We start from the raw sequence: 19,442 nt of genomic DNA on the forward strand, positions 1-19,442 counted from the left end.
GGCCTGCTGATTAAGCGGGCCCTTGGCATTACAAGAATTCGTCTGCCCCGCCAGACAACATGATTTCTCCGTTGTCGGCCATACGGCGGGCAATCGCCAAAATTTCTTTCTGTGCGGCTTCCACATCCGAGACCTTGATTGGCGGCATCGCCTCCAGGTCGTCTTTCATCAGTTCAGCAGCACGTTTCGACATGTTCTTAAAGATCTTGTCACGCAGCGCATCGTCGGCACCTTTGAGTGCTTTTTGCAGCACATCTTGCGGAACGTCGCGCAGCAGTTTCTGAATACCCTGATCGTCGACTTCGACCAGGTTTTCGAACACAAACATCAGATCCTGAATCTGCGTTGCCAGGTCTTCGTCCTGATCGCGCATCTGGTCCATCAACACGCCTTCGATATTGTTGTCCAGATAGTTCATGATGTCGGCTGCCGCTTTCAGACCACCAATCTTCGCCGCTTGCGCGCCCGCTTGACCGGCAAACTGCTTCTCCATGATTTCGTTCAACTCGGCCAGTGCCGATGGTTGAACTTCTTCCAGGTTAGCAATACGCATCATCAGATCGAGGCGGTCACGTTCGGAGAACTGCGCCAGAATTTCCGCAGACTGATCCGGGTCGAGATACGACAGAACGATGGTTTGAATTTGCGGGTGTTCGTTAACAATAATGCTGGCCACCTGACGTGGGTCCATCCATTTCAGTGAATCCAGACCTTTCGAGCCGGTACCCAACAGAATTTGATCCACCAGGTTGTTCGCTTTGTCTTCACCCAGAGCAGCAATCAGCGCGTTACGCATAAAGTCTTCGCTGCCCATACCAATATTGGTGTATTTCTGAATGTCTTCCAGGAAGGCACGGTGCACCGCACTCACTTTGTCCTGGCTCAGATCTTTCGCTCGCGCCATGGCACTACCCACGCGCTGAACCTGCTTCGGTTCTAAATGGCGAATAATCCCGGCGGCGTCTTCTTCATTGAGACTGAGCAGCAAAATCGCCGCTCGCTCTTCACCGGGAATACTCGAGATGTCTACAGATGATTCGACCACTTCTCCACCATCTTTCTTTACAATTTCGTTAGGCATTTTGCATCCAGTTCTTCACAACTTGAGCCGCAAGTTCAGGCTCGTTGGCCACCAGAGCACGTACTGCTTTGAGTACATCCTCGTCCTTGTGCAGATTTGGCAGGTCAATACCTGAACCAAACTCGAACAGTTCTCCACCTTCAATATCACTGCCGATTAAGCTGGTTTCACCACCCATCCCCATAGGCAAGCCATCCGGACCGTACAGCTGCTCGTCGTCTTCTGCTGCCGGGTTGAGCAATTTCTTCATCGCCGGGCGAACCAGTACCAGAACCACCACGATGATCACCAGTGCACTTGCCAGCCAACGAATCCAGTCGCTGAAGTTCGGGTTATCCCAAATCGGCACATCGGCCATTTGTTCAACTTCCGGCTCAGCAAACTGCATGCTCAATACGTTCAGCAAGTCACCACGGTTTTCGTTGTAACCCACGGTACCAATCAGTACCTGACGGATGGAACTGAGTTCGCTTTCGCTCAGCGGCGTATAGGTAATTTCACCCGTATCCGGATTCACGTTGGCGCGGTTTTTCACTGCAACCGCAACGGTTTGACGGTTGATCACGCCCGTTTGCTTACGCTCGTGGCTGATGGTGGTGTCGAGCTCAAAGTTGCGCGTCGCTTCTTTATGCACCGAGCCCTGGCCCATGACTGAACCGTCTTTCATCTGTGCCACGTCTTGTGGGATCGAGGCATCGGCTGGTGGCTGGTTGCTCAGTGCGCCTGGTATACCCGCCACCACGTTACCGTTGTTATAATCTTCCAGCGTGTATTCGCTGCGGGTCGATGGCGTGTTGGGGTCAAAACGTTTACGAGTCTGTTCGATGGCGCTGAAGTCGAGTTCAATATCAACCTGTGCGGTGTAGTTGCCAAGGCCCAGAATCGGAATCAACACGGAGTCGATTTTGTCACGCAGGTTTTGCTCCTGCTTGCGCTCCATCTCCTGCTCTTTACGACGTGCAGAAGAGACCGGATCCTGAGAACCCGAGCTGAGTAGTCGACCATGTTGATCGGTCACGGTCACGCGGGTCGGGGTCATGCCCGGAACCGCACTGGCGACCATATCGACAATTGAGTCCACTTCTTCTTGTTTGAGGTTGGTGCCTGTACGCAATGTCAGAAAGACCGATGCCGACGCTTCCTGATTGTGACGGACAAATACGCTTTGCTTTGGCAGCGCCAAAAGTACGCGAGCTTTGTTGACCTGACGCATCTCTTCAATGGCTTTACCGAGCTGACGTTCACGACTCAGCTTAAGGCGTTCCTGTTCAAGACGTTGAGAAACACCAAAGCCCATGTCTTGCAGCAGAATGTCATCACCGGCTTGGCGGGACTGATTGAGTCCGGCACGCACCATGTTCAGTTTGAGGCTGTTGTAGTCGCTGTTCGGCACCAGAATGGTGTTGCCATCCAGCTTGTATTCTTGTTTCTGCTGATCCAGATAATCCAGTACCGGAATCAGTTCTTCCGTCTCATAAGCACCGAGTGGACGCATTTCCGGCTCTTTGACCCAGAAAAACAGCATCACAATCAAAGCAACACAGATAGAGATCGACAGCACCAGCACTATCTGACGCAACAGATCGAGATCGCCCATTGCGAAATCAAGTTTGGAGGAGCTCTTTTCGTCCATATCCGGGTTTTGTACGCCGCCGTCCAGATCAGTGCTGGACAGCAGTGAATGGTCACCACCGTTGGACAATGCCAGATCCGTTGTTTGCTTATCTTCAGCCACAGTTCACACCCTACACTTACACTGGCATGTTCATCAGTTCTTTATACGCATCAACAAGTTTGTTGCGTACCTGAATCGTGGCTTCAAAGGCCACACTCGACTTATTACGCGCAATCATAACGTCCGACAGCGACACACCTTCGTCACCACGGTCAAATCGCATCTGTAAATCGCTGGAGGTTTTCTGCAATCCGTTCACATTATTGATGGCCTGAGTGAGCATATCGCCAAAGTCAGCGCCAACTTTTTGTCCTGTTGCTGCCGGACGGCTGTTGGCAGCTTCTACCATCATCGCCTGCATTTCGCTTTGTAAGCCGTCTAGTCTCATCATTACCTCTGATGCCAATTCTTTGACTCAAACCAATCTCTGGTTACTATTGCAGCAATTAATGTGCCACTCTCCGTACGGGACTCCGTTAACCGGGAATATCAATGCCTGCATCGCGCATTTTAGCCAGTTTATAGCGTAATGTGCGAGGACTAATCCCAAGCTTTTCAGCCATTTCTTTGCGCCGACCGTGACATTCCACCAGAGTTTCCATGATGATGGCGTATTCCTGATCGCGCAGCTCACCGCCCAGACCCGCGCCGCTGCTGATTGCTTTGGCAAAATCCACTTCAGCGACCGGTTTGATTTCCGGTGTGGCCACTTCTCCGCTCTCGACAACCTGTTGCAAGCTCGACGCATCCTGCCAATCAAGGCCCTCCAGCAGAATGTGATCCTGATCGATGTTGTCTTGCTCGCTCAAAATCAGCGCGCGCTGAATGACGTTGTCGAGTTCACGCACGTTACCCGGCCAGTTGTAGGCAAGCAGCTTACCAATCGCCGCGGACGAGACTTTCGGGACCGCCAGACCGAGCTTTTTACAATGTCGCTCAACCAGATGATTGGCCAGCGGCTCAATGTCACCTTTACGCTCACACAGCGCTGGCCAGGCGATTGGGAACACGTTCAGGCGGTAGTACAGGTCTTCACGGAATTTTTTCTCTTGAACATACGACTTAAGATCACGGTTACTGGTCGCCAGCACGCGCACATCAAGTTTGATGCTCTTGCGACTGCCAAGACGCTCCACCTCACGCTCTTGCAGCACACGCAGCAGTTTCGCTTGCAGGTTGAGATCCATTTCGCTGATTTCATCCAGCAGAATCGTTCCGCCCTGAGCCTGTTCAAACTTACCCGGACAGGCCTGAACTGCGCCAGTAAACGCACCTTTTTCATAGCCAAACAGGGTGGCTTCCAACATGTTGTCCGGAATCGCCGCACAGTTGATCGCGACAAACGGACCATCTTTGCGCGGCGAGGCGTTGTGAATGTAACGCGACATCACTTCTTTACCCGAACCACTCGGGCCCAGAACCATCACGTTGGCATCCGTTTTAGCCACTTTCTCTGCTAAGGCCAGTAGTTTCAGGCTCTTTTCATCCGCGACCACCGCATCACCGTTATCGTCAGATTTAACGGGTGCATATCGGCTCACCATGTTCAGCAGCACTTCCGGCGCAAAAGGTTTCGCCATGTAGTCAATCGCGCCTTCTTTCATCGCCGAGACCGCATCTTCGATGTTGGCGTATGCCGTCATCAGCAGCACAGGCAAGTTCGGCCAATGCTGTTTAATGTTACGCAGCAGCGCCAGACCACCCATACCTGCCATCTGCACATCAGACACCACGATATCCACCGGATAGGTTTTCAGTTTGACCAAAGCGTCCTCGGCGCAATCGGCCTCCAGCCATTCGTAGCCAGCCAGAGCCAGGGTATCTACTAGGGCTTCGCGTAGACCTTCGTCATCTTCAACGATTAAGACTTTGCTTTGAGCCATCATCATTCTCCAGTGTCTGATTGAGAAATTGGTGGTTGACGGTCCAGAGGCAGGCACATGGTAAAACACGCACCATCCCCCGGTTCAGAAATCAACTCGAGTCGGCCGTCGTGAGCACGACAGACCATTTGTACAACCGCAAGACCCAGGCCCGTGCCCTGAGAGCGGGTAGTAAAGAAAGGCTCCATGATTTTTTGCTGCAGCTCTTTCGCAACTCCCGGACCATTGTCCTGCACAGAAATTTTTAGCTCGCCGTTTACCGGACGGAAAAAGACATCGATTTGCGCGCCTTTGCCAACAATCTGAATCGCGTTCATGACCAGATTACTCAGCGCTGATGCAATCGCATTGACGTTGCCCAGCAAGATCGTCTCTTCCTGCTCGACTTCCTGACCGTAATCGATGCCATTATTTTTGATCGCCGTTTCGATCATCGGCATAAATTCGGTCACCAGTTCCGCCAGCGAGAACGGCTTAATCACTTTGTTGTCGCCACCTTTGGCGAACAGCAACATGTCGTTGACCTGCTTTTCCAGGTCGTGCAGACGATCGAGCAGTTTCGTCTGAAAACGCTCGCGGGTCGGCTGCGGTAAATTCGGTGCTGACAGATTGGCAGCATAAAGCATGGCACTCGACAAAGGCGTGCGAACCTGATGCGCCAGCGAGGCCACCATACGCCCGAGCGATGACAGACGCTGCAGATCACTGATACGCGACTGTAACAAGCGCGTCTCGGTCAGGTCGGTAATCAGGATCAACTGGCCCGTTGCCGATGCGGAAATCGCCAGACGTACTTTGCGTCCGTTCCGCAGTGAAATCTCATGGCCGTCATCTTCACGCGGCGCAAACGCAGTATGAATCACGGTATACCAGCGCTCGCCCACCAGCGGGACTTCTAACAAGCGGCGCGCTTCCGGATTGGCTTCACGAACAATACCCTGGGTATCAAGCAAAATAACGCCGGCTGGCATCACATCCAGCACCTGTTGGTAACGCTCGACCTGATGTTCCAGAGAGTCTAAATGTGAATGCTGTTCTTGCGCTGCGTCGTCCATCGTCGAAAATCTGCCTTTAAATACAACAATAGCCTGACACGCAAGATACATGCCAGGCTATTTACATTTATTTTCAATAACTTACTGCAATGACAATAAATTGACTCACCAATTATGAGGTTTAAGATCAACGTTGCATATTGTACTTGCGCATCTTTTCAACCAGTGTAGTACGACGCATACCCAGCATATCCGCGGCGCGAGCGACCACTCCACCCTGCGCTTCCAGCGCCTGGTTGATCAGGTTCACCTCAAGGTCGGCCAGTAACTCTTTAAGGTTGACCCCTTCCGGTGGCAACGATTGCGGCGCATCCATCCGGCCATTGAGTTCTTCTTCCGGCTCGAAACTGAAATCTTCTGAGAAAATCTCTGCCAGCACATCACGCTCCTGCTCTTCCACCGAGCTGAAACGGCTCGGCTCAGGCTGGAATTCGGGAATATCACTGTAGCGATACTTTGTCGGCAAATGGTTTACATCCACCAGACTATTCGGATAGAGGATAACCATTCGTTCCACGAGGTTAGCCAGCTCGCGCACATTGCCTGGCCAGTCGTGTTCCATCAATGAGTTGATTGAACGCGGCGTAAAGCAAATCGGCATGCCCCCTTCCGCTTCAAGACGAGTCATCAATTCCTGCAGTAAAAGCGGGATATCTTCTTTCCGCTCTTTTAATGCCGGCATCTCGATTGGGAACACATTGAGGCGATAGTAGAGATCTTCGCGGAAACGCTGGTCTTCAATCATCGATTCCAAGTCACGATGCGTCGCCGCAATCACACGAACATTGGCTTTAATCGTAGAGTTGCCTCCTACGCGCTCGAAACAGCGTTCCTGCAATACGCGCAGCAGTTTGACCTGCATGCTCATCGGCATGTCGCCAATTTCGTCCAGGAACAGCGTGCCACCTTCAGCCAGTTCAAAACGCCCTTTACGCGCGGTTATTGCTCCGGTAAACGCGCCTTTTTCGTGACCAAACAGTTCGCTTTCCAGCAATTCAGCGGGAATCGCGCCACAGTTGATTGGCACAAATGGACCACCGCGACGGGAAGAATGATAGTGAATATTGCGGGCAACCACTTCTTTACCCGTGCCCGATTCACCGAGGATAAGCACATTGGCTTCGGTACCGGACACCTGTTCAATCAGATGGCGCACTTCCTGAATGCCATGGCTCTGGCCAACCAAGCTGCGGAACAGGGTATTTTTACGCGCTGTCGCCAGCACCTGAATACCTTTGCGTCCAAGGAACTCTTTGCAGTGTCTGAGCGCTTCGCTCAACTGAGGATAATTTAACGGAAATTCTAGCTCACCCACGAATTGCGGGAACTCTTCCAGAGAGTATGGCTGCTTATTAGCTACCAATAGAGGGATATGATTGGCTTTTGAAAGCGTATCGGACAGAGACTCAGATAACGTTTGAGCACTGATCGAACCAAGAATGCAACCAGCCCAAACAGCTGACCAGTCGATCTGATCCAACTGTGAAGACTCAATCACCTCACATTGTTCCCCTACAAATTCTAATATGGTACTGAGACTCAGACGAATAGACGGATCGTCCTCGATCACAAGTAGTTTTGCTAAACCTTGCATAGGTGAGAATATTTGCCTTAATTCTGGGATGTTGTGGTTGTACCGTTGAAAATCATCGGCAGGCTTTTTAAATTTTAGTATTTGCCTGACTAAACGATAGACAATTTATGGAATTCAGCAACAAAAAAAAGCCACTTGGCTAGTTAGTGGCTTCTATTCTATTTAATTAAAAAAATAAGGCAACCAAGCAATTAGCTGGTGTGATGTCAGTTGAAAGTTTCAGAAATAACTCACAGTCCCACTTCTGAAGCAGTCAAATTGTGATATTCCGCAGGGATTTGGTCCCACGCTGACTTGATCTCACGAATAATGTCGATTACGTCATCCAGTGGCTGAGGATCGTTTTGATGGTTCGCCGCCGTGATTTGGGTGATCATGAACTCGTACAGCTGATCCAGATTCTGTGCGATATCGCCACCGTCATCCATTGAAAGACAGCTACGCAGGCTGATGATGATGTCTAACGCCTTACCAAGACGTTCGCCTTTCACCGGAATGTTGCCCTGAGCCATTGCTGCTTTGCCCTGAATCAGGCGTTCGATGGCACCGGCCATCAGCATTTGTACGATTTTATGCGGTGAGGCCGCACTTAGCTGGCTATCCACTGATACTTTTTTGTACGCCTGTAAAGAACCACGCATAGTCTTCCTCTTTATAAAAACTTTTTGTATTGCTGAACCGATTTATTGCCGTGGCGATATTTATGGAGCGTTTTGCCTATCGCGGCGGTTTTTGACTGCATCAATTCAACAAGGAGTTGTGTATCTCGTACGGCACTGCGCCATTCATCTGAACGAGCGAAGTCCGGGTTGTCTGACACGTAGGTCAGTAAGTCTTGCAATAACTGTTCTCTGTTATCGACCAGCGCTGTAATTTCTTCAGTATTAATGTCGTCGACTGCAAGCTTATCTTTTAATTGGTGATTTAAATCACACAACGCTTGAAGTGTACCTTTCATATTACTGTCCTAGCGCATTCATCATGCTGGCAAGCTGCGACTGCATTTTGCCGGTGGCATCCTGCATGGCCGAAAACTTAGAATGAGTCCGTTTCTCTAAACTGTCCATGCGGCGATCCAGTGCAGACTGATCGTCAGACAAACGACGCGTCTGCTCACCGAGGCTCTTCTCACGGGTACGAATTGACCCCGTCACACCGGTCATGCTTTGAATGGCATCTTCTACCCGTTTTGCAAAACCACGGTTGCCACCAAAGAAATCCCCCAGCTTAGTGAAATTGTTATTCAGCTGGCGGTTGAGCATATCATAGTTGATTTCCAGCGTCCCTTGACGCGTGGTGGTGATACCAAATTCCGTAAGGCTTTTGAGCTCGTCCGGTGCCTGGTCAATTGATGACGAGAACACCGACTTGAGACGTGAGTCCGCACTGCGCACAATACTGTCGCCCGCCAGCGGGCCGGCTTGTCCGGTGCGAGGGTCAACACTGCTCAGTTCCTTACTTACCTGAAAGAACTGGTTATAGGCCGCAACAAATTGTTCTATATCACCGCGCACACTGTCGCGGTCGTACTCAATGCCGATTTCCGCGGGCTGTTCAACGTTGTTGGTTTTGCCTTTTAGGGTCAGATCCACGCCGTCAATCGCATCTTCAATCACGTTGTTGTGGCTGGACAGCTTAGCCACACCATCCAGCAGCACCAGCGAATCCTGACCCGCTTGTACCTGACTCATCCCTTTGTAGGCATCGAATGCTTCTTGCGCCGCTTTAAGTTCAGACTGCACTTGCTCGGTTTTTTCGAGCGCTTCACGCTCTTCAGGTGCCATCTTCGCGCGCTCAGCCTGCTTAGCTTGCTCCGGCGTCATTTTGCCGCTTTTGACCGCTGCATCAATCGCCGCCTGCTCTTTAGCCAGTTTAGCATCCAGTCTTGCTTGCGCTTCTTTCGGAGTCACATAAGAGTCGGTCAGTGTCCCTGAAGCAGTGTTGCTCCACCCCGGCACATCCGGTGCTTTCTCTAGCGCTTTGTCATCAAGTTCTGGCTCCGGCTCAGAATAAGAGTCCAACAACGTCCCGGACGCCGTTTCTGTCCAGCCCGGAATGCGATCTTCTGGCTTGAGATATTTGTTAACTTGACTGCCTGCGGCCGCGGCCGCTTTTAACGCCGAGTCCGGCAACTCGCCCGGGCTGCCATCCGGTTTTGGCTGACCGTTAGCGGCGGTTTGCGCCACGTTATCGATCTGCTCGGCGACGGATTTATCCACTTCACGTGCGGCATCACCAATTTTTTCTGCCACTTTAGCGGCAATTTTTTGCTGCTCTGGTGTCAAAGGGGCAAGGAGTTGCTGCGCCTGAGCACGGGCTTTTTCCAGATCTTTGACCCGGTCTTCTAACGTTTTGTATTCGAGATGTTTGAGCGCATCGCCTGCTTGCGCGTCTGCGCGGATACTGATGCGATGATCTTTACCTGAGACATTGGAAGCCACGATCAGGCGAGGGCCGTCAACGTCATTGATGACGGAAGCACGAACACCTGGGTTGGCTTTTTCGCCGTTGATACCACGAACGATATCAATCAGCTTGGAATCGGAGCGTACATCGACGCTGAAAGATTTGTCGCCAAGCGAAATATGCAGCTTACCCGGGCCAAACTTTGCGTCTTCCGGTAATACGTCGGACGCCAGTTTATGGCTTTGAGCAAGCTGCAACACATCGACTGCGTATTTGCCTGCGATTGCATCTGTGGTTGCGGTCGCTGAGACGACCTTGTCGTCAGAAGTATCGACTTTGCGCACCGCGAAAGCCTTCTCCTGACGAAAGTTCGTCATTAGATTCTTCATCGTATCCAGCGACTCTCTGAGTCTGCCGTAGGCACTGATGCTCGAGTCAATTTCGGTTCGCTTATTGTCAATGCTTTGCTGCTTAGGCACGCGCTCCGCATTCACAATTTTGCTGACCATTGAATTGATATCAAAGCCAGTGTTCATCCCCATTGGGCCTAAACTCATCCAATCACCTCAAAAAATACGATTACGCCTTCACCACTAACAGGCCCGATTTATGGTTCTGTTCCTTGGCTAGACGCCGCAATACTTCAAGCATTTCCTCTTCTGGGATTTGACGAATAATGTCGCCGGTTTTAGCTTCATAAATCGTCACCACTTCCCGTCCGGATTCTTCATCCACTCTGAACGCCAGTCCCTTGTTGATTGAAGTCACGAAGTCATTCATTCGTTCAACCATTTTTGCCCGTTGCTCTTCGTTAAGACGTTCCCGTTCCCGGGATTGTTCAACGGCGGCTTCCAGCGTCTGGTCCTGGCTGCGTTTCAGCTGTTCAGTTATGTGTTCCGAGACTTTTTCAGTCCGTCGCACTGAACGGTAGTCTTCCTTCGAATCGGAAGCGCTTTTCACGCTCTCATTTTCTGAAGCAAGTTTAATGCCACTTTGCGAGCCGTAAGGCTGGATGTTCGACGTGTATGATGATACTTCCATAACAATCTCCCCTCCACCTTATAGGTAGCACTAATACCACTACCCATTAAGCTCTTTTAACCGTATGGAATTAACCTAACAGGCTAAGAGCTGCAGATGGTGACTGCTTCGCTTGTGCCAGTACAGAAGTACTCGCTTGTTGCAGAATCTGCGACTTAGTCATCGCTGTGGTTTCACGTGCGTAGTCGGTATCTTTGATACGGCTGCGAGACGCGTTCACGTTTTCGTTGATGTTATCTAAGTTGCTGATTGCGTGGCCAAAACGGTTCTGGAACGCCCCCAGAGACGCACGCTGGCTGTCCACAGACTTCAGAGCGCCATCCAATACGGCTACTGCTTCCTGAGAACCGGCAACGCTGGTCACGTCGATATCTTTAACGGTCACGTCCTGCGCAGCACCAAAGCCGATTTCAGAACCCAGATCGCCGCCAATAGTCACATCACCAGCCACTTTTTGTGAAGATGCGAACAGTTGCAGTTTGCCGTCTTCACCGACCGATGCTTTTACGTCATCGCTCTGACCGTTGATGTAAGTTGCCACTTCTTCCAGATCATCACCTTTTTTCGCGGTGATGGTCAGTTCGCGGGCTTCGCCTTGTTTGTCAGTATAATTCAGAGTCAGGTCTTTCGCGTCGCCGACTGTCCAGTCTGCCGCTTTGCCTTCCTGTGCACGGTAAGATTTACCGCCCATCGCCGCGTTGTCTGAACGCAGGTTACCCATAGTCAGGTTCACTGCTTCGCCAGAGTCTGCGCCGATTTGGAATGATTTGCTGCCGAATGTGCCGTTCAGCAGTTTGTTACCACCGAAAGAGGTTGTTTCTGCAATACGGTTCAGCTCATCGTTCAGGGCTGAAACTTCTTCCTGAATCGCTTTACGTTCAGAACTTGAGTTCGAGCCGTTAGACGATTGCAGCGCCAGGTCACGCATACGTTGCAGAATGTTGGTGCTCTCATTCATTGCACCCTCAGCGGTTTGTGCAATAGAGATACCATCATTGGCGTTACGTACAGCCATGTCCAAACCACGACTTTGAGAAGATAAGCGGTTTGAAATCTGTAAGCCTGCAGCGTCGTCTTTCGCGCTGTTAATGCGGTAGCCCGAAGACAGACGTTCCATAGACTTCTGTACGCCGTCAGCTGCACCGTTTAGGTAACGCTGGGCGGTCATCGCCGAAACGTTAGTATTTACGTTGATTGCCATATTGTTGATCTCCTTAGGCGGATAGTTAGCGTGCCTTCGAGTCTCTCACCTCTCGTCGGCACACCTCATTTCTCTCGTATCCTTTAACGGCGAGAGATTCATATCCTTTAGGAAAAAAATTGGCTTTTTTTTAATTAATTTCGATTTGAACGAAAAACGTGATGGCAAACACAATATTTCAGGCATAAAAAAATCCAGCCGAAGCTGGATTTTTCTGTTCAGTATGGGGGATTAACCCAGCAGGCTCAGTGCTGCTTGTGGCGCTTGTTTTGCTTGAGCAAGAACAGAGCTTGATGCCTGAGAAAGAATCTGAGACTTGGTCAGTGCCGTTGTTTCTTTCGCGAAATCAGTATCTTTGATACGGCTCTTAGACGCATTCACGTTTTCGTTAATGTTGTCCAAGTTGCTGATCGCGTGGTTGAAACGGTTCTGGAACGCACCCAGTTCTGCACGGTGGCTGTCTACATATTTCAGCGCGGCATCCACAATCGCAACTGACTCTTGAGCACCACCAACGCTGGTCACGTCAATGTTGTCGACTGTCACTTGCTTGCCTTCTTTCATGCCCAGCTCACCAGCCAGACCGCCGCTGAAAGATACGTCGCCAGAAACTTTGTTGTTACCTGCGAAGACTTGTAGTTGGCCTTTTTCGTTCACAGACGCTTTTACCATGTCTGTCTGACCGTTGATGTAAGTCGCCAGCTCTTCGATGTCATCGCCCGCTTTCGCGCTGATGTTGATCGACTGCTCGTTACCTTTGTCATCGTTCAGAGTGATGGTCAGGTCGTTTTTACCTTGCTCAACGCTCCAGTTTTTGTCTTTCGCGTTTTCAGCCTGGTAGCTTGTACCACCCATCATACGGTTGTCGCTGCGCATGTCTTTCAGAGACAGCATCACGGCTTCACCGTTGTCCGCACCAATCTGGAAAGATTTGGTTTGGAATGTGCCGTTCAGCAGCTTGTTACCACCGAATGAAGTGGTTTCTGCGATACGGTTCAGTTCGTCGTTCAGTGCAGTCACTTCTTCCTGAATCGCTACGCGCTCTGATTTAGAGTTTGAGCCGTTAGATGATTGCAGAGACAGGTCACGCATACGTTGCAGGATGTTGGTGGTTTCGTTCATCGCACCTTCTGCAGTTTGCGCAATTGAAATACCGTCATTCGCGTTACGTACTGCTACATCCAGACCGCGGCTTTGTACGTTCAAGCGGTTAGAAATTTGCAGACCTGCAGCGTCATCTTTTGCGCTGTTGATTTTAAAGCCAGAAGACAGACGTTCCATTGACGTTTGCTGAGCGCTGCTTGCGCTGTTCAGGTAACGTTGTGCTGTCATTGCTGATACGTTGGTATTTACATTCACTGCCATGGTGATTTCTCCAATTGATTTTCCGATGTTTCCGGTTTCCGACGTCTCGGAAAACCAAGTAGTTCTCTCAAAGTTACTTTCTTTAACGGCTCGGCCTGAAAAACCTTTAGGAAATTTTTAAGATTTTTTTGAAAAAACTTCCGTTGGCAGAGCAAACGTGATGAAAGAAAGAAAATAGGTAAAAAAGTCATTTTTATTGCTAAAGCTTTTACAAAGCGCGTCGATACAACTCAGTTTCACTTAGCCGCTAAGCAGCGTCAGCGCTACGTTTGGTTGATTTTTCGCCTGCGCCAATATTGATGTCCCCACTTGTTGCAGAATCTGTTGCTTGATCATTTGCGTGGTTTCTTTGGCGTAATCGGCATCTTTGATTCGGCTGTTCGATGCAGCGAGGTTTTCATGCACGTTGTCCAGGTTGCTGACCGCATGTCCAAAGCGGTTTTGCAGCGCTCCCAGCTCCGCACGATGGCTGTCGACATACTTCATTGCCGTATCCAGCACTGAGACTGCGCGCTGGGCACCGCCAACAGAGGTAATGTCGAGGTTATCGACGGCTTCATAGCCTTTAAGGTTCATCTGCAATTCGTCCGCTAGACTGCCGCTGAAAGACAAGGTGCCTGCGGTTTCTTTGCCTGCCATATAGATTTGCAGCTGGCCTTTCTCATTAACCGATGCAGACACTTTATCCGTCTGCCCGTTGATGTAAGTGGCTAACTGTTCAATATCGTCTCCCTGCTTGGCGTGAATGTGAATTTGCTCATCCTCACCCTGCGCATTGACATACGATATCGTTAATTGGTTACGCCCTTGCCCCACCTGCCATTGACTGTCGGCCTTGCCGGCAGCCACATAACTGAATCCACCCATATTGAGGTCATCAGAGCGCATGTTCTTGAGCGACACCTGCACCGCTTCTCCGGATGATGCGCCAATTTGGAATGAGGTTTGACCAAACGAACCGTTGAGCAATTTTCGACCACCAAAAGAGGTTGTTTCGGCGATTCGGTTCATTTCATCGTTCAAAGCCCCCATTTCTTCCTGTAATGCTACGCGCTCCGCTTTACTGTTCGAGCCATTGGCCGACTGTAATGAGAGATCTCGCATGCGTTGCAGTAAGTTGGTGGTTTCTTGCATCGCGCCTTCAGCGGTTTGCATGATGGAAATGCCATCGTTGGCATTGCGTACAGCCACATCAAGGCCGCGCATCTGGGATTCAAGGCGATTGGAAATTTGCAGCCCTGCCGCATCGTCTTTGGCGCTGTTGATCCGTTTACCGGAAGACAACCGCTCCAACGACTGATTGAGCAAATCGGTCGCGGTGTTTAAATGCCGCTGCGCGACCAGCGCTGAGACATTAGTGTTTACCGTGATAGCCATGTGCGTGACAGAGTCCTTGGGGTTATTTCTCTTCTAGCAGGACTATCGGCCGGGAATGGGGAATCTTTAGAACAAAAAAGCCAGGCTGTGAGCCTGGCTTTGGGAGTCTGAACGCCAACTACGCTTTGAGGCTGAGTGCTTGCAGCATCTCTTGTGATGGCGCAAAGAAGTAGGCCCCCGTCACCGCCTGCGTAAAACGCAGCAGTTGGTCAGTTTTACCATCGGTCACGCCGTACATACTTTCCATCATGGTTTTGATGTTGTGCAGTGTGTGGCAGTAGGCAATAAACAGCAGGCCATGGTCGCCACTGGCACTACCATACGGCAGGCTGTGGCGCAGAATTTTCAGCCCTTTACCTTCTTCTTTAATATCGACGCGGCCAACGTGTGACGCAGCAGGAACATTGTCCAGTTCCACCGAATCCGGTTTAGTACGGCCAATCACTTTTTCCTGCGCAGAGACGTTGAGGCGGTTCCACGCTGGCAGATTGTGCACAAAGCGCTGCACCATAACATAGCTGCCGCCAGCGAACTCACCGTCCGCCACAATCGCGACTTCACGACGTTTTTCCTCTTTCGGGTTTTCAGTGCCATCGATAAAGCCCGTCATGTCGCGGGCGTCCAGATAGCGGAAACCGTAGGTTTCATCAACGACATCAACATCTTCTGCGATTTCGGTCAGGCATTTACGCATGACATAAAACAACAGGTCGTGGCGCTTTGAGTGGCAATGGATCAGTACGTCGACATCGGTACTCGGTGCCATAGCGCTGCCTTCGCCCAACACCGGGAAATCGATCAGCTCTTCTGGCATCGGCGCTTCAAAGCGTTGCCAGAAAGCTTTGGTGAAGGCGACAGAGAGCGTCAGTTCTGCGCCCGGTTGATTGGCATTCACTTCATCCACCAGAGCAGGCAGTACTTGCAACTGAGCAAGAACCTGTGCGTGGTTGCGTTTAATTTTTAATATGCTGTACAGAGCAAATGGCTCCGCTTCTGGCAAAATAGCCGACTGTGGCGTTGACATGTTAAGTCCTCACTTTTTCTTTTTTGCTCAGTGTGTACCCAATACGACAAAGGGTATGCTTCAAATTCATTCTACGTCTTGATACCGATCATGGCTTAGCCATCAGCGGCGACAAAAAACAGTCACGCACACTGCGGCTGCGATAAACGTATAAAATTAACCATAATAAAATCAACAAGGTAAGCGCATTCGCCCAATGAAAAGCTCCGTGTTGCAGGTAGACATGGTAGCCCGTCTGAATAAACTGCACGCTCGCTGTCAGCAGCGTCAGCCAGCGCCCGGTTCGAAACAACGCATTAATCCAACGCCGCTCCGGATGACGCAGACTGATCAGCCACATCAATGAGATCCCCGGCACGCCCGCCACCAGCCCGATGTAAAGCGCCGTATTGCCGGGATAAACGAAACTCAGAATCTGCGAGCCACTGTCGCGGCTCACGCCTGCAACCACGAACACAATCCAGGCTCGCGCCAGAAACAGCCATCCCAGCCACAACCAGTTTGGAGCCTTGAGATATCCGTGGGTATCATATTGTTCGATGGCGTAACGCACGTTGTTCTTTCGCTGTTGGTTATTGCCTTCCACTTTAGCGCAATGATTTCAAATAGCTATACGTGAGTATGAGATTTTGGTGACAAACTGCGACCGTGATACTCTAGGCAAAACTTAAGGGACACCAAGCATGACCAATAAAATTGTTCCATCGCCACAAACCCAACAAGAAGCGATGAAAGTGGCCAAGGCGACTCAAAAGCCGGGCCAGACCAAAGAGCAGACCAAGCTGATTGCACAAGGCATTGAAAAAGGCATTGCGCTGTATAAAAAACAGCAAAAAGAAAAACATCGCCAGGCCGATCGCGCTCGTAAAAAAGCACTGAGAACCAAACAACCTGCCATACACGAAGACATTGATTCCGAGATTGGTTACGAAGACGAAGTAACGCCCTCCAAAACCCTGCAATGGCTGCCGTGGGGGCTGCTTATCGCCAGTTGGATCGGTTTCATTCTGTTCTGGATGCAAAACAGCGCGCAATAGTGCTCCGGCAAAGCAAGCACACTCTCCCTCCGTTTCCAGAGTTGTTACCTGACGCACGTGACACGTCACTGGAAACGATTACAATAAGACCAACTCTAGCGATAACGTGCTTTGCATGAAGGCGTTCTGCGTTGAAAACTCGCAGTGAATCTCATTTATCGCCCAGAAACCATTCATTGTTTGCGGTCCGCCAGAAGAACAGTGTTTAATTTACCTAATGCATTGATAAAGGTTGAATTTCCATGGCTACCATTAAGGATGTCGCGAAAGCGGCTGGTGTATCCGTTGCTACCGTTTCCCGTGTCATCAATAAATCGCCGAAAGCCAGTCAGGCGTCAATTGATTCCGTGACCAAGGCGATGCAAGAACTGGGTTATCGCCCCAATGCTGCTGCGCGAGCACTGGTTAGCCAAAGCACCAATACGATGGGCGTGCTGGTTTCTGATGTGTCAGACCCATTTTTCGGCACCTTAGTCAAAGCCGTCGATACTGTCGCTCGTCAGAATGGTAAACATCTGTTGGTGGGTAACGGTTATCACAAGGAAGAGGATGAACGCCGCTCGATTGAGCTGCTGATCAATAACCGTTGTGATGCACTGGTGATTCATTCCAAAGCCTTGTCGGATGAAGAGCTGATTGCGTTCGCCAAAGAGGCGAAAGGGATGGTAGTGATCAACCGTCACATTCCTGGCATGGAAGATCGCTGTATTTCCCTCGACAACCATAAAGGGGCGTTTCTCGCGACCGAGTTTCTGATTCGTCAGGGCCATAAGAAAATTGCCTGCATCGCGTCCAGTCACTCGATTGCCGATGCCAATGAACGGGTTACTGGTTATCTGGATGCGCTCAAAGCCAATCATCTCGATTTACCTGAGACCTACATCGAGTACGGTGAACCGAGCAGTGAAGGCGGAGAACAAGCCATGCTGTACCTGTTGACCAAAGGTATCGATATCACAGCGATCGTCGCTTACAACGACAACATGGCCGCTGGCGCCCTATCGGTCATGGAAGAAAACGGCATCGAATCACCAGGGCAGATTTCGATTGTCGGTTTCGATGACGGCTTGATTGCCCGCTACGTAAAACCGCGCCTGACCACCGTGCGTTACCCGATTCAGATGATGGCGGAAAATGCCGCTCAATTAGCGCTGCAACTGGCCAAAGATGAAAGCCTGGTCGATGACAGTCCGAAACGCTATTCGCCAACCATGGTAAAACGCGACTCGGTTAAATCACTCAACGACTAAGCGGAAATCGAAGAAAAACAAAAGGCTTACCCAAAAGGTAAGCCTTTTTCTCTCCCATCGCATTATCCCTGAATTGCAGGGAAAAGATCCCCATAGGCAAAACGTAAGCTGTGCCGATTTACCACTCCCCCAAGCGTAAATCCGCCTGAGCACGCTGATGGAGTCCTGACCAGCGGCTCACCTCTGAAGCTCCCGTTTGCCATGGGAAAATGACTTCGTGAACACAGGCATCAACCGACACCCGCTCGAACGCCACGATAGCCATTCAAGTGACGATCACTCGAATTCTTTTACCAGGCCAGCACCTTCTTTGGCCTGACACACATAAATGGTTTCTTTCAAGCCAGTTGCGGCCTGATATTGCTGCTCGATAGCGACTTTGACATCGTTGACCAACGCAGGTGGCACCAGCGCTACCACGCACCCACCGAAGCCGCCTCCAGTCATACGTACGCCGCCTTGCTCACCGATCACGGCTTTGGCAATCTCAACCAGGGTATCGACCTCTTTGACGGTAATTTCAAAATCATCACGCATGGACGCATGTGATGCAGCCATCAGTTGGCCCATGGTTGCCATGTCGTTGGCACGCAGTGCATCCGCCGCGGCTAACGTGCGATCATTTTCCGTAATGATGTGACGCGCGCGCTTAGCCACCACTTCGCTCAACTCACCCTGACGACGCGTAAACTCTTCAATCGTTACGTCACGCAATGCTTTCACGCCAAAAATACGCGCCGCTTCTTCGCACTGCTGGCGACGGGTGTTGTATTCACTGTCGACCAGGCCACGCTGCTTATTGGAGTTGATAATCACAATCGCCATATCTTCCGGCATCGATACCGCTTGCGTCTCCAAACTGCGGCAGTCGATCAGCAGCGCATGATTCTCCCGCCCTTCGGCAGAAATCAGCTGATCCATGATGCCGCAATTGCAGCCGACGAACTGGTTCTCGGCCTGCTGGCCATTGAGTGCCACCTCGGCTTGCGAGATATCCAGCGCAAACAGCTCTTTAAACGTCTGACCGATGACCACTTCCAGCGCCGCCGAGGAGCTCAACCCCGCGCCTTGCGGCACGTTACCGCTCACTGCGATGTCCGCGCCTCCGAGGGCATAACCACGTTCAAGCAGAAATTTCACCACGCCGCGAATGTAGTTGGCCCACATTTTATCCGCTTGAAATTCAATTGGCGCGTCGAGCGCAAACTCATCCTGCGCATTGGCATAATCGACCGCAATGATGCGTACGCGGTTATCATCACGCTTGGATGCCGCCACCACGGTTTGGTAGTTAATCGCACATGGCAACACAAAACCGTCGTTGTAATCGGTGTGCTCACCAATCAGGTTAACCCGGCCCGGCGCCTGAATAACATGGCTCGGCGCAAAACCCAGGACGTGTTCGAAGGAGCGAATCACGTTTTGAATCAATTCAGACATAGGACTTTCCACA

The 19,442-nt window shown here is 50.8% G+C and carries 18 protein-coding genes; 2 read left to right on the forward strand and 16 right to left on the reverse strand.

Annotated elements, in window-relative coordinates; all coding sequences use genetic code 11:
• Window positions 1–28: 28 nt before the first annotated feature.
• From fliG to JIG40_RS05740, 15 genes are all read right to left on the reverse strand, one after another.
• Window positions 29–1,081, reverse strand: a complete 1,053-nt coding sequence (gene fliG / locus JIG40_RS05670; RefSeq protein WP_020331170.1) for a flagellar motor switch protein FliG — start codon at window positions 1,079–1,081, stop codon at window positions 29–31.
• Window positions 1,074–2,816 carry a flagellar basal-body MS-ring/collar protein FliF gene (gene fliF / locus JIG40_RS05675; protein WP_199464936.1) on the reverse strand — a complete coding sequence of 581 codons (1,743 nt, stop codon included), beginning with the start codon at window positions 2,814–2,816 and terminating at the stop codon, window positions 1,074–1,076. The genes fliG and fliF overlap by 8 nt, the downstream gene beginning before the upstream one ends.
• Window positions 2,817–2,832: 16 nt before the next feature.
• Window positions 2,833–3,144: a flagellar hook-basal body complex protein FliE gene (gene fliE, locus JIG40_RS05680; RefSeq protein ID WP_020331168.1), complete on the reverse strand. Its 312-nt coding sequence runs from the start codon at window positions 3,142–3,144 to the stop codon at window positions 2,833–2,835.
• 88 nt (window positions 3,145–3,232) lie between these two features.
• Window positions 3,233–4,639, reverse strand: a complete 1,407-nt coding sequence (locus JIG40_RS05685; RefSeq protein WP_158147857.1) for a sigma-54 dependent transcriptional regulator — start codon at window positions 4,637–4,639, stop codon at window positions 3,233–3,235.
• A 2-nt stretch (window positions 4,640–4,641) separates the two neighbouring features.
• Window positions 4,642–5,694 carry an ATP-binding protein gene (locus JIG40_RS05690; protein WP_158147858.1) on the reverse strand — a complete coding sequence of 351 codons (1,053 nt, stop codon included), beginning with the start codon at window positions 5,692–5,694 and terminating at the stop codon, window positions 4,642–4,644.
• A gap of 127 nt (window positions 5,695–5,821) precedes the next feature.
• Window positions 5,822–7,288: a sigma-54 dependent transcriptional regulator gene (locus JIG40_RS05695; protein ID WP_199464937.1), complete on the reverse strand. Its 1,467-nt coding sequence runs from the start codon at window positions 7,286–7,288 to the stop codon at window positions 5,822–5,824.
• Between the two features lie 230 nt (window positions 7,289–7,518).
• On the reverse strand, window positions 7,519–7,929 hold the full coding sequence (gene fliS, locus JIG40_RS05700; protein ID WP_020331164.1) for a flagellar export chaperone FliS: 411 nt from the start codon (window positions 7,927–7,929) through the stop codon (window positions 7,519–7,521).
• 11 nt (window positions 7,930–7,940) lie between these two features.
• Entirely contained in the window at window positions 7,941–8,246 is a 306-nt protein-coding gene (locus JIG40_RS05705) for a flagellar protein FliT (protein ID WP_199464938.1), read from the reverse strand.
• Between the two features lies 1 nt (window position 8,247).
• Window positions 8,248–10,251 carry a flagellar filament capping protein FliD gene (fliD, locus tag JIG40_RS05710; protein WP_199464939.1) on the reverse strand — a complete coding sequence of 668 codons (2,004 nt, stop codon included), beginning with the start codon at window positions 10,249–10,251 and terminating at the stop codon, window positions 8,248–8,250.
• Window positions 10,252–10,273: 22 nt separating this feature from the next.
• Window positions 10,274–10,735 (reverse strand): flagellar protein FlaG, encoded by a 462-nt coding sequence (gene flaG, locus JIG40_RS05715; protein WP_020331161.1) that lies wholly within the window; start codon window positions 10,733–10,735, stop codon window positions 10,274–10,276.
• Window positions 10,736–10,805: 70 nt separating this feature from the next.
• Entirely contained in the window at window positions 10,806–11,936 is a 1,131-nt protein-coding gene (locus JIG40_RS05720; RefSeq protein ID WP_199464940.1) for a flagellin, read from the reverse strand.
• 231 nt (window positions 11,937–12,167) lie between these two features.
• Window positions 12,168–13,301 carry a flagellin gene (locus tag JIG40_RS05725; protein WP_199464941.1) on the reverse strand — a complete coding sequence of 378 codons (1,134 nt, stop codon included), beginning with the start codon at window positions 13,299–13,301 and terminating at the stop codon, window positions 12,168–12,170.
• A gap of 240 nt (window positions 13,302–13,541) precedes the next feature.
• Window positions 13,542–14,678 (reverse strand): flagellin, encoded by a 1,137-nt coding sequence (locus JIG40_RS05730; protein ID WP_020331157.1) that lies wholly within the window; start codon window positions 14,676–14,678, stop codon window positions 13,542–13,544.
• 118 nt (window positions 14,679–14,796) lie between these two features.
• Entirely contained in the window at window positions 14,797–15,702 is a 906-nt protein-coding gene (locus tag JIG40_RS05735) for a Dyp-type peroxidase (protein WP_199464942.1), read from the reverse strand.
• Window positions 15,703–15,790: 88 nt separating this feature from the next.
• A complete protein-coding gene (locus tag JIG40_RS05740; protein WP_199464943.1) occupies window positions 15,791–16,255 on the reverse strand; it encodes a DUF2919 domain-containing protein in 465 nt (154 codons plus the stop codon).
• 130 nt (window positions 16,256–16,385) lie between these two features.
• Here JIG40_RS05740 and JIG40_RS05745 point away from each other — a divergent pair, with 130 nt between their 5' ends.
• Both JIG40_RS05745 and JIG40_RS05750 read left to right on the forward strand, forming a co-directional pair.
• Window positions 16,386–16,739, forward strand: a complete 354-nt coding sequence (locus JIG40_RS05745; protein WP_158151803.1) for a DUF2956 domain-containing protein — start codon at window positions 16,386–16,388, stop codon at window positions 16,737–16,739.
• Between the two features lie 242 nt (window positions 16,740–16,981).
• Window positions 16,982–17,989, forward strand: coding sequence for a substrate-binding domain-containing protein (locus JIG40_RS05750; protein ID WP_020331152.1), 1,008 nt, complete (start codon window positions 16,982–16,984; stop codon window positions 17,987–17,989).
• A gap of 276 nt (window positions 17,990–18,265) precedes the next feature.
• Here the strand turns inward: JIG40_RS05750 and galK are convergent, their stop codons facing one another.
• Window positions 18,266–19,429: a galactokinase gene (gene galK / locus JIG40_RS05755; RefSeq protein ID WP_199464944.1), complete on the reverse strand. Its 1,164-nt coding sequence runs from the start codon at window positions 19,427–19,429 to the stop codon at window positions 18,266–18,268.
• Window positions 19,430–19,442 lie beyond the last annotated feature (13 nt).

This window comes from Vibrio sp. bablab_jr001, assembly GCF_016464285.1.
GTDB classification, from domain to species: domain Bacteria; phylum Pseudomonadota; class Gammaproteobacteria; order Enterobacterales; family Vibrionaceae; genus Vibrio; species Vibrio fluvialis.

Coding starts and splice junctions, on each gene's coding strand:
- fliD (WP_199464939.1), bottom strand. CDS start 10,251: ATGAGTTTAGGCCCAATGGGGATGAACACTGGCTTTGATATCAATTCA.
- JIG40_RS05690 (WP_158147858.1), bottom strand. CDS start 5,694: ATGGACGACGCAGCGCAAGAACAGCATTCACATTTAGACTCTCTGGAA.
- galK (WP_199464944.1), bottom strand. CDS start 19,429: ATGTCTGAATTGATTCAAAACGTGATTCGCTCCTTCGAACACGTCCTG.
- JIG40_RS05730 (WP_020331157.1), bottom strand. CDS start 14,678: ATGGCTATCACGGTAAACACTAATGTCTCAGCGCTGGTCGCGCAGCGG.
- fliE (WP_020331168.1), bottom strand. CDS start 3,144: ATGAGACTAGACGGCTTACAAAGCGAAATGCAGGCGATGATGGTAGAA.
- fliS (WP_020331164.1), bottom strand. CDS start 7,929: ATGCGTGGTTCTTTACAGGCGTACAAAAAAGTATCAGTGGATAGCCAG.
- JIG40_RS05720 (WP_199464940.1), bottom strand. CDS start 11,936: ATGGCAATCAACGTAAATACTAACGTTTCGGCGATGACCGCCCAGCGT.
- JIG40_RS05745 (WP_158151803.1), top strand. CDS start 16,386: ATGACCAATAAAATTGTTCCATCGCCACAAACCCAACAAGAAGCGATG.
- JIG40_RS05685 (WP_158147857.1), bottom strand. CDS start 4,639: ATGGCTCAAAGCAAAGTCTTAATCGTTGAAGATGACGAAGGTCTACGC.
- JIG40_RS05705 (WP_199464938.1), bottom strand. CDS start 8,246: ATGAAAGGTACACTTCAAGCGTTGTGTGATTTAAATCACCAATTAAAA.
- JIG40_RS05750 (WP_020331152.1), top strand. CDS start 16,982: ATGGCTACCATTAAGGATGTCGCGAAAGCGGCTGGTGTATCCGTTGCT.
- fliG (WP_020331170.1), bottom strand. CDS start 1,081: ATGCCTAACGAAATTGTAAAGAAAGATGGTGGAGAAGTGGTCGAATCA.
- JIG40_RS05725 (WP_199464941.1), bottom strand. CDS start 13,301: ATGGCAGTGAATGTAAATACCAACGTATCAGCAATGACAGCACAACGT.
- flaG (WP_020331161.1), bottom strand. CDS start 10,735: ATGGAAGTATCATCATACACGTCGAACATCCAGCCTTACGGCTCGCAA.
- JIG40_RS05695 (WP_199464937.1), bottom strand. CDS start 7,288: ATGCAAGGTTTAGCAAAACTACTTGTGATCGAGGACGATCCGTCTATT.
- JIG40_RS05735 (WP_199464942.1), bottom strand. CDS start 15,702: ATGTCAACGCCACAGTCGGCTATTTTGCCAGAAGCGGAGCCATTTGCT.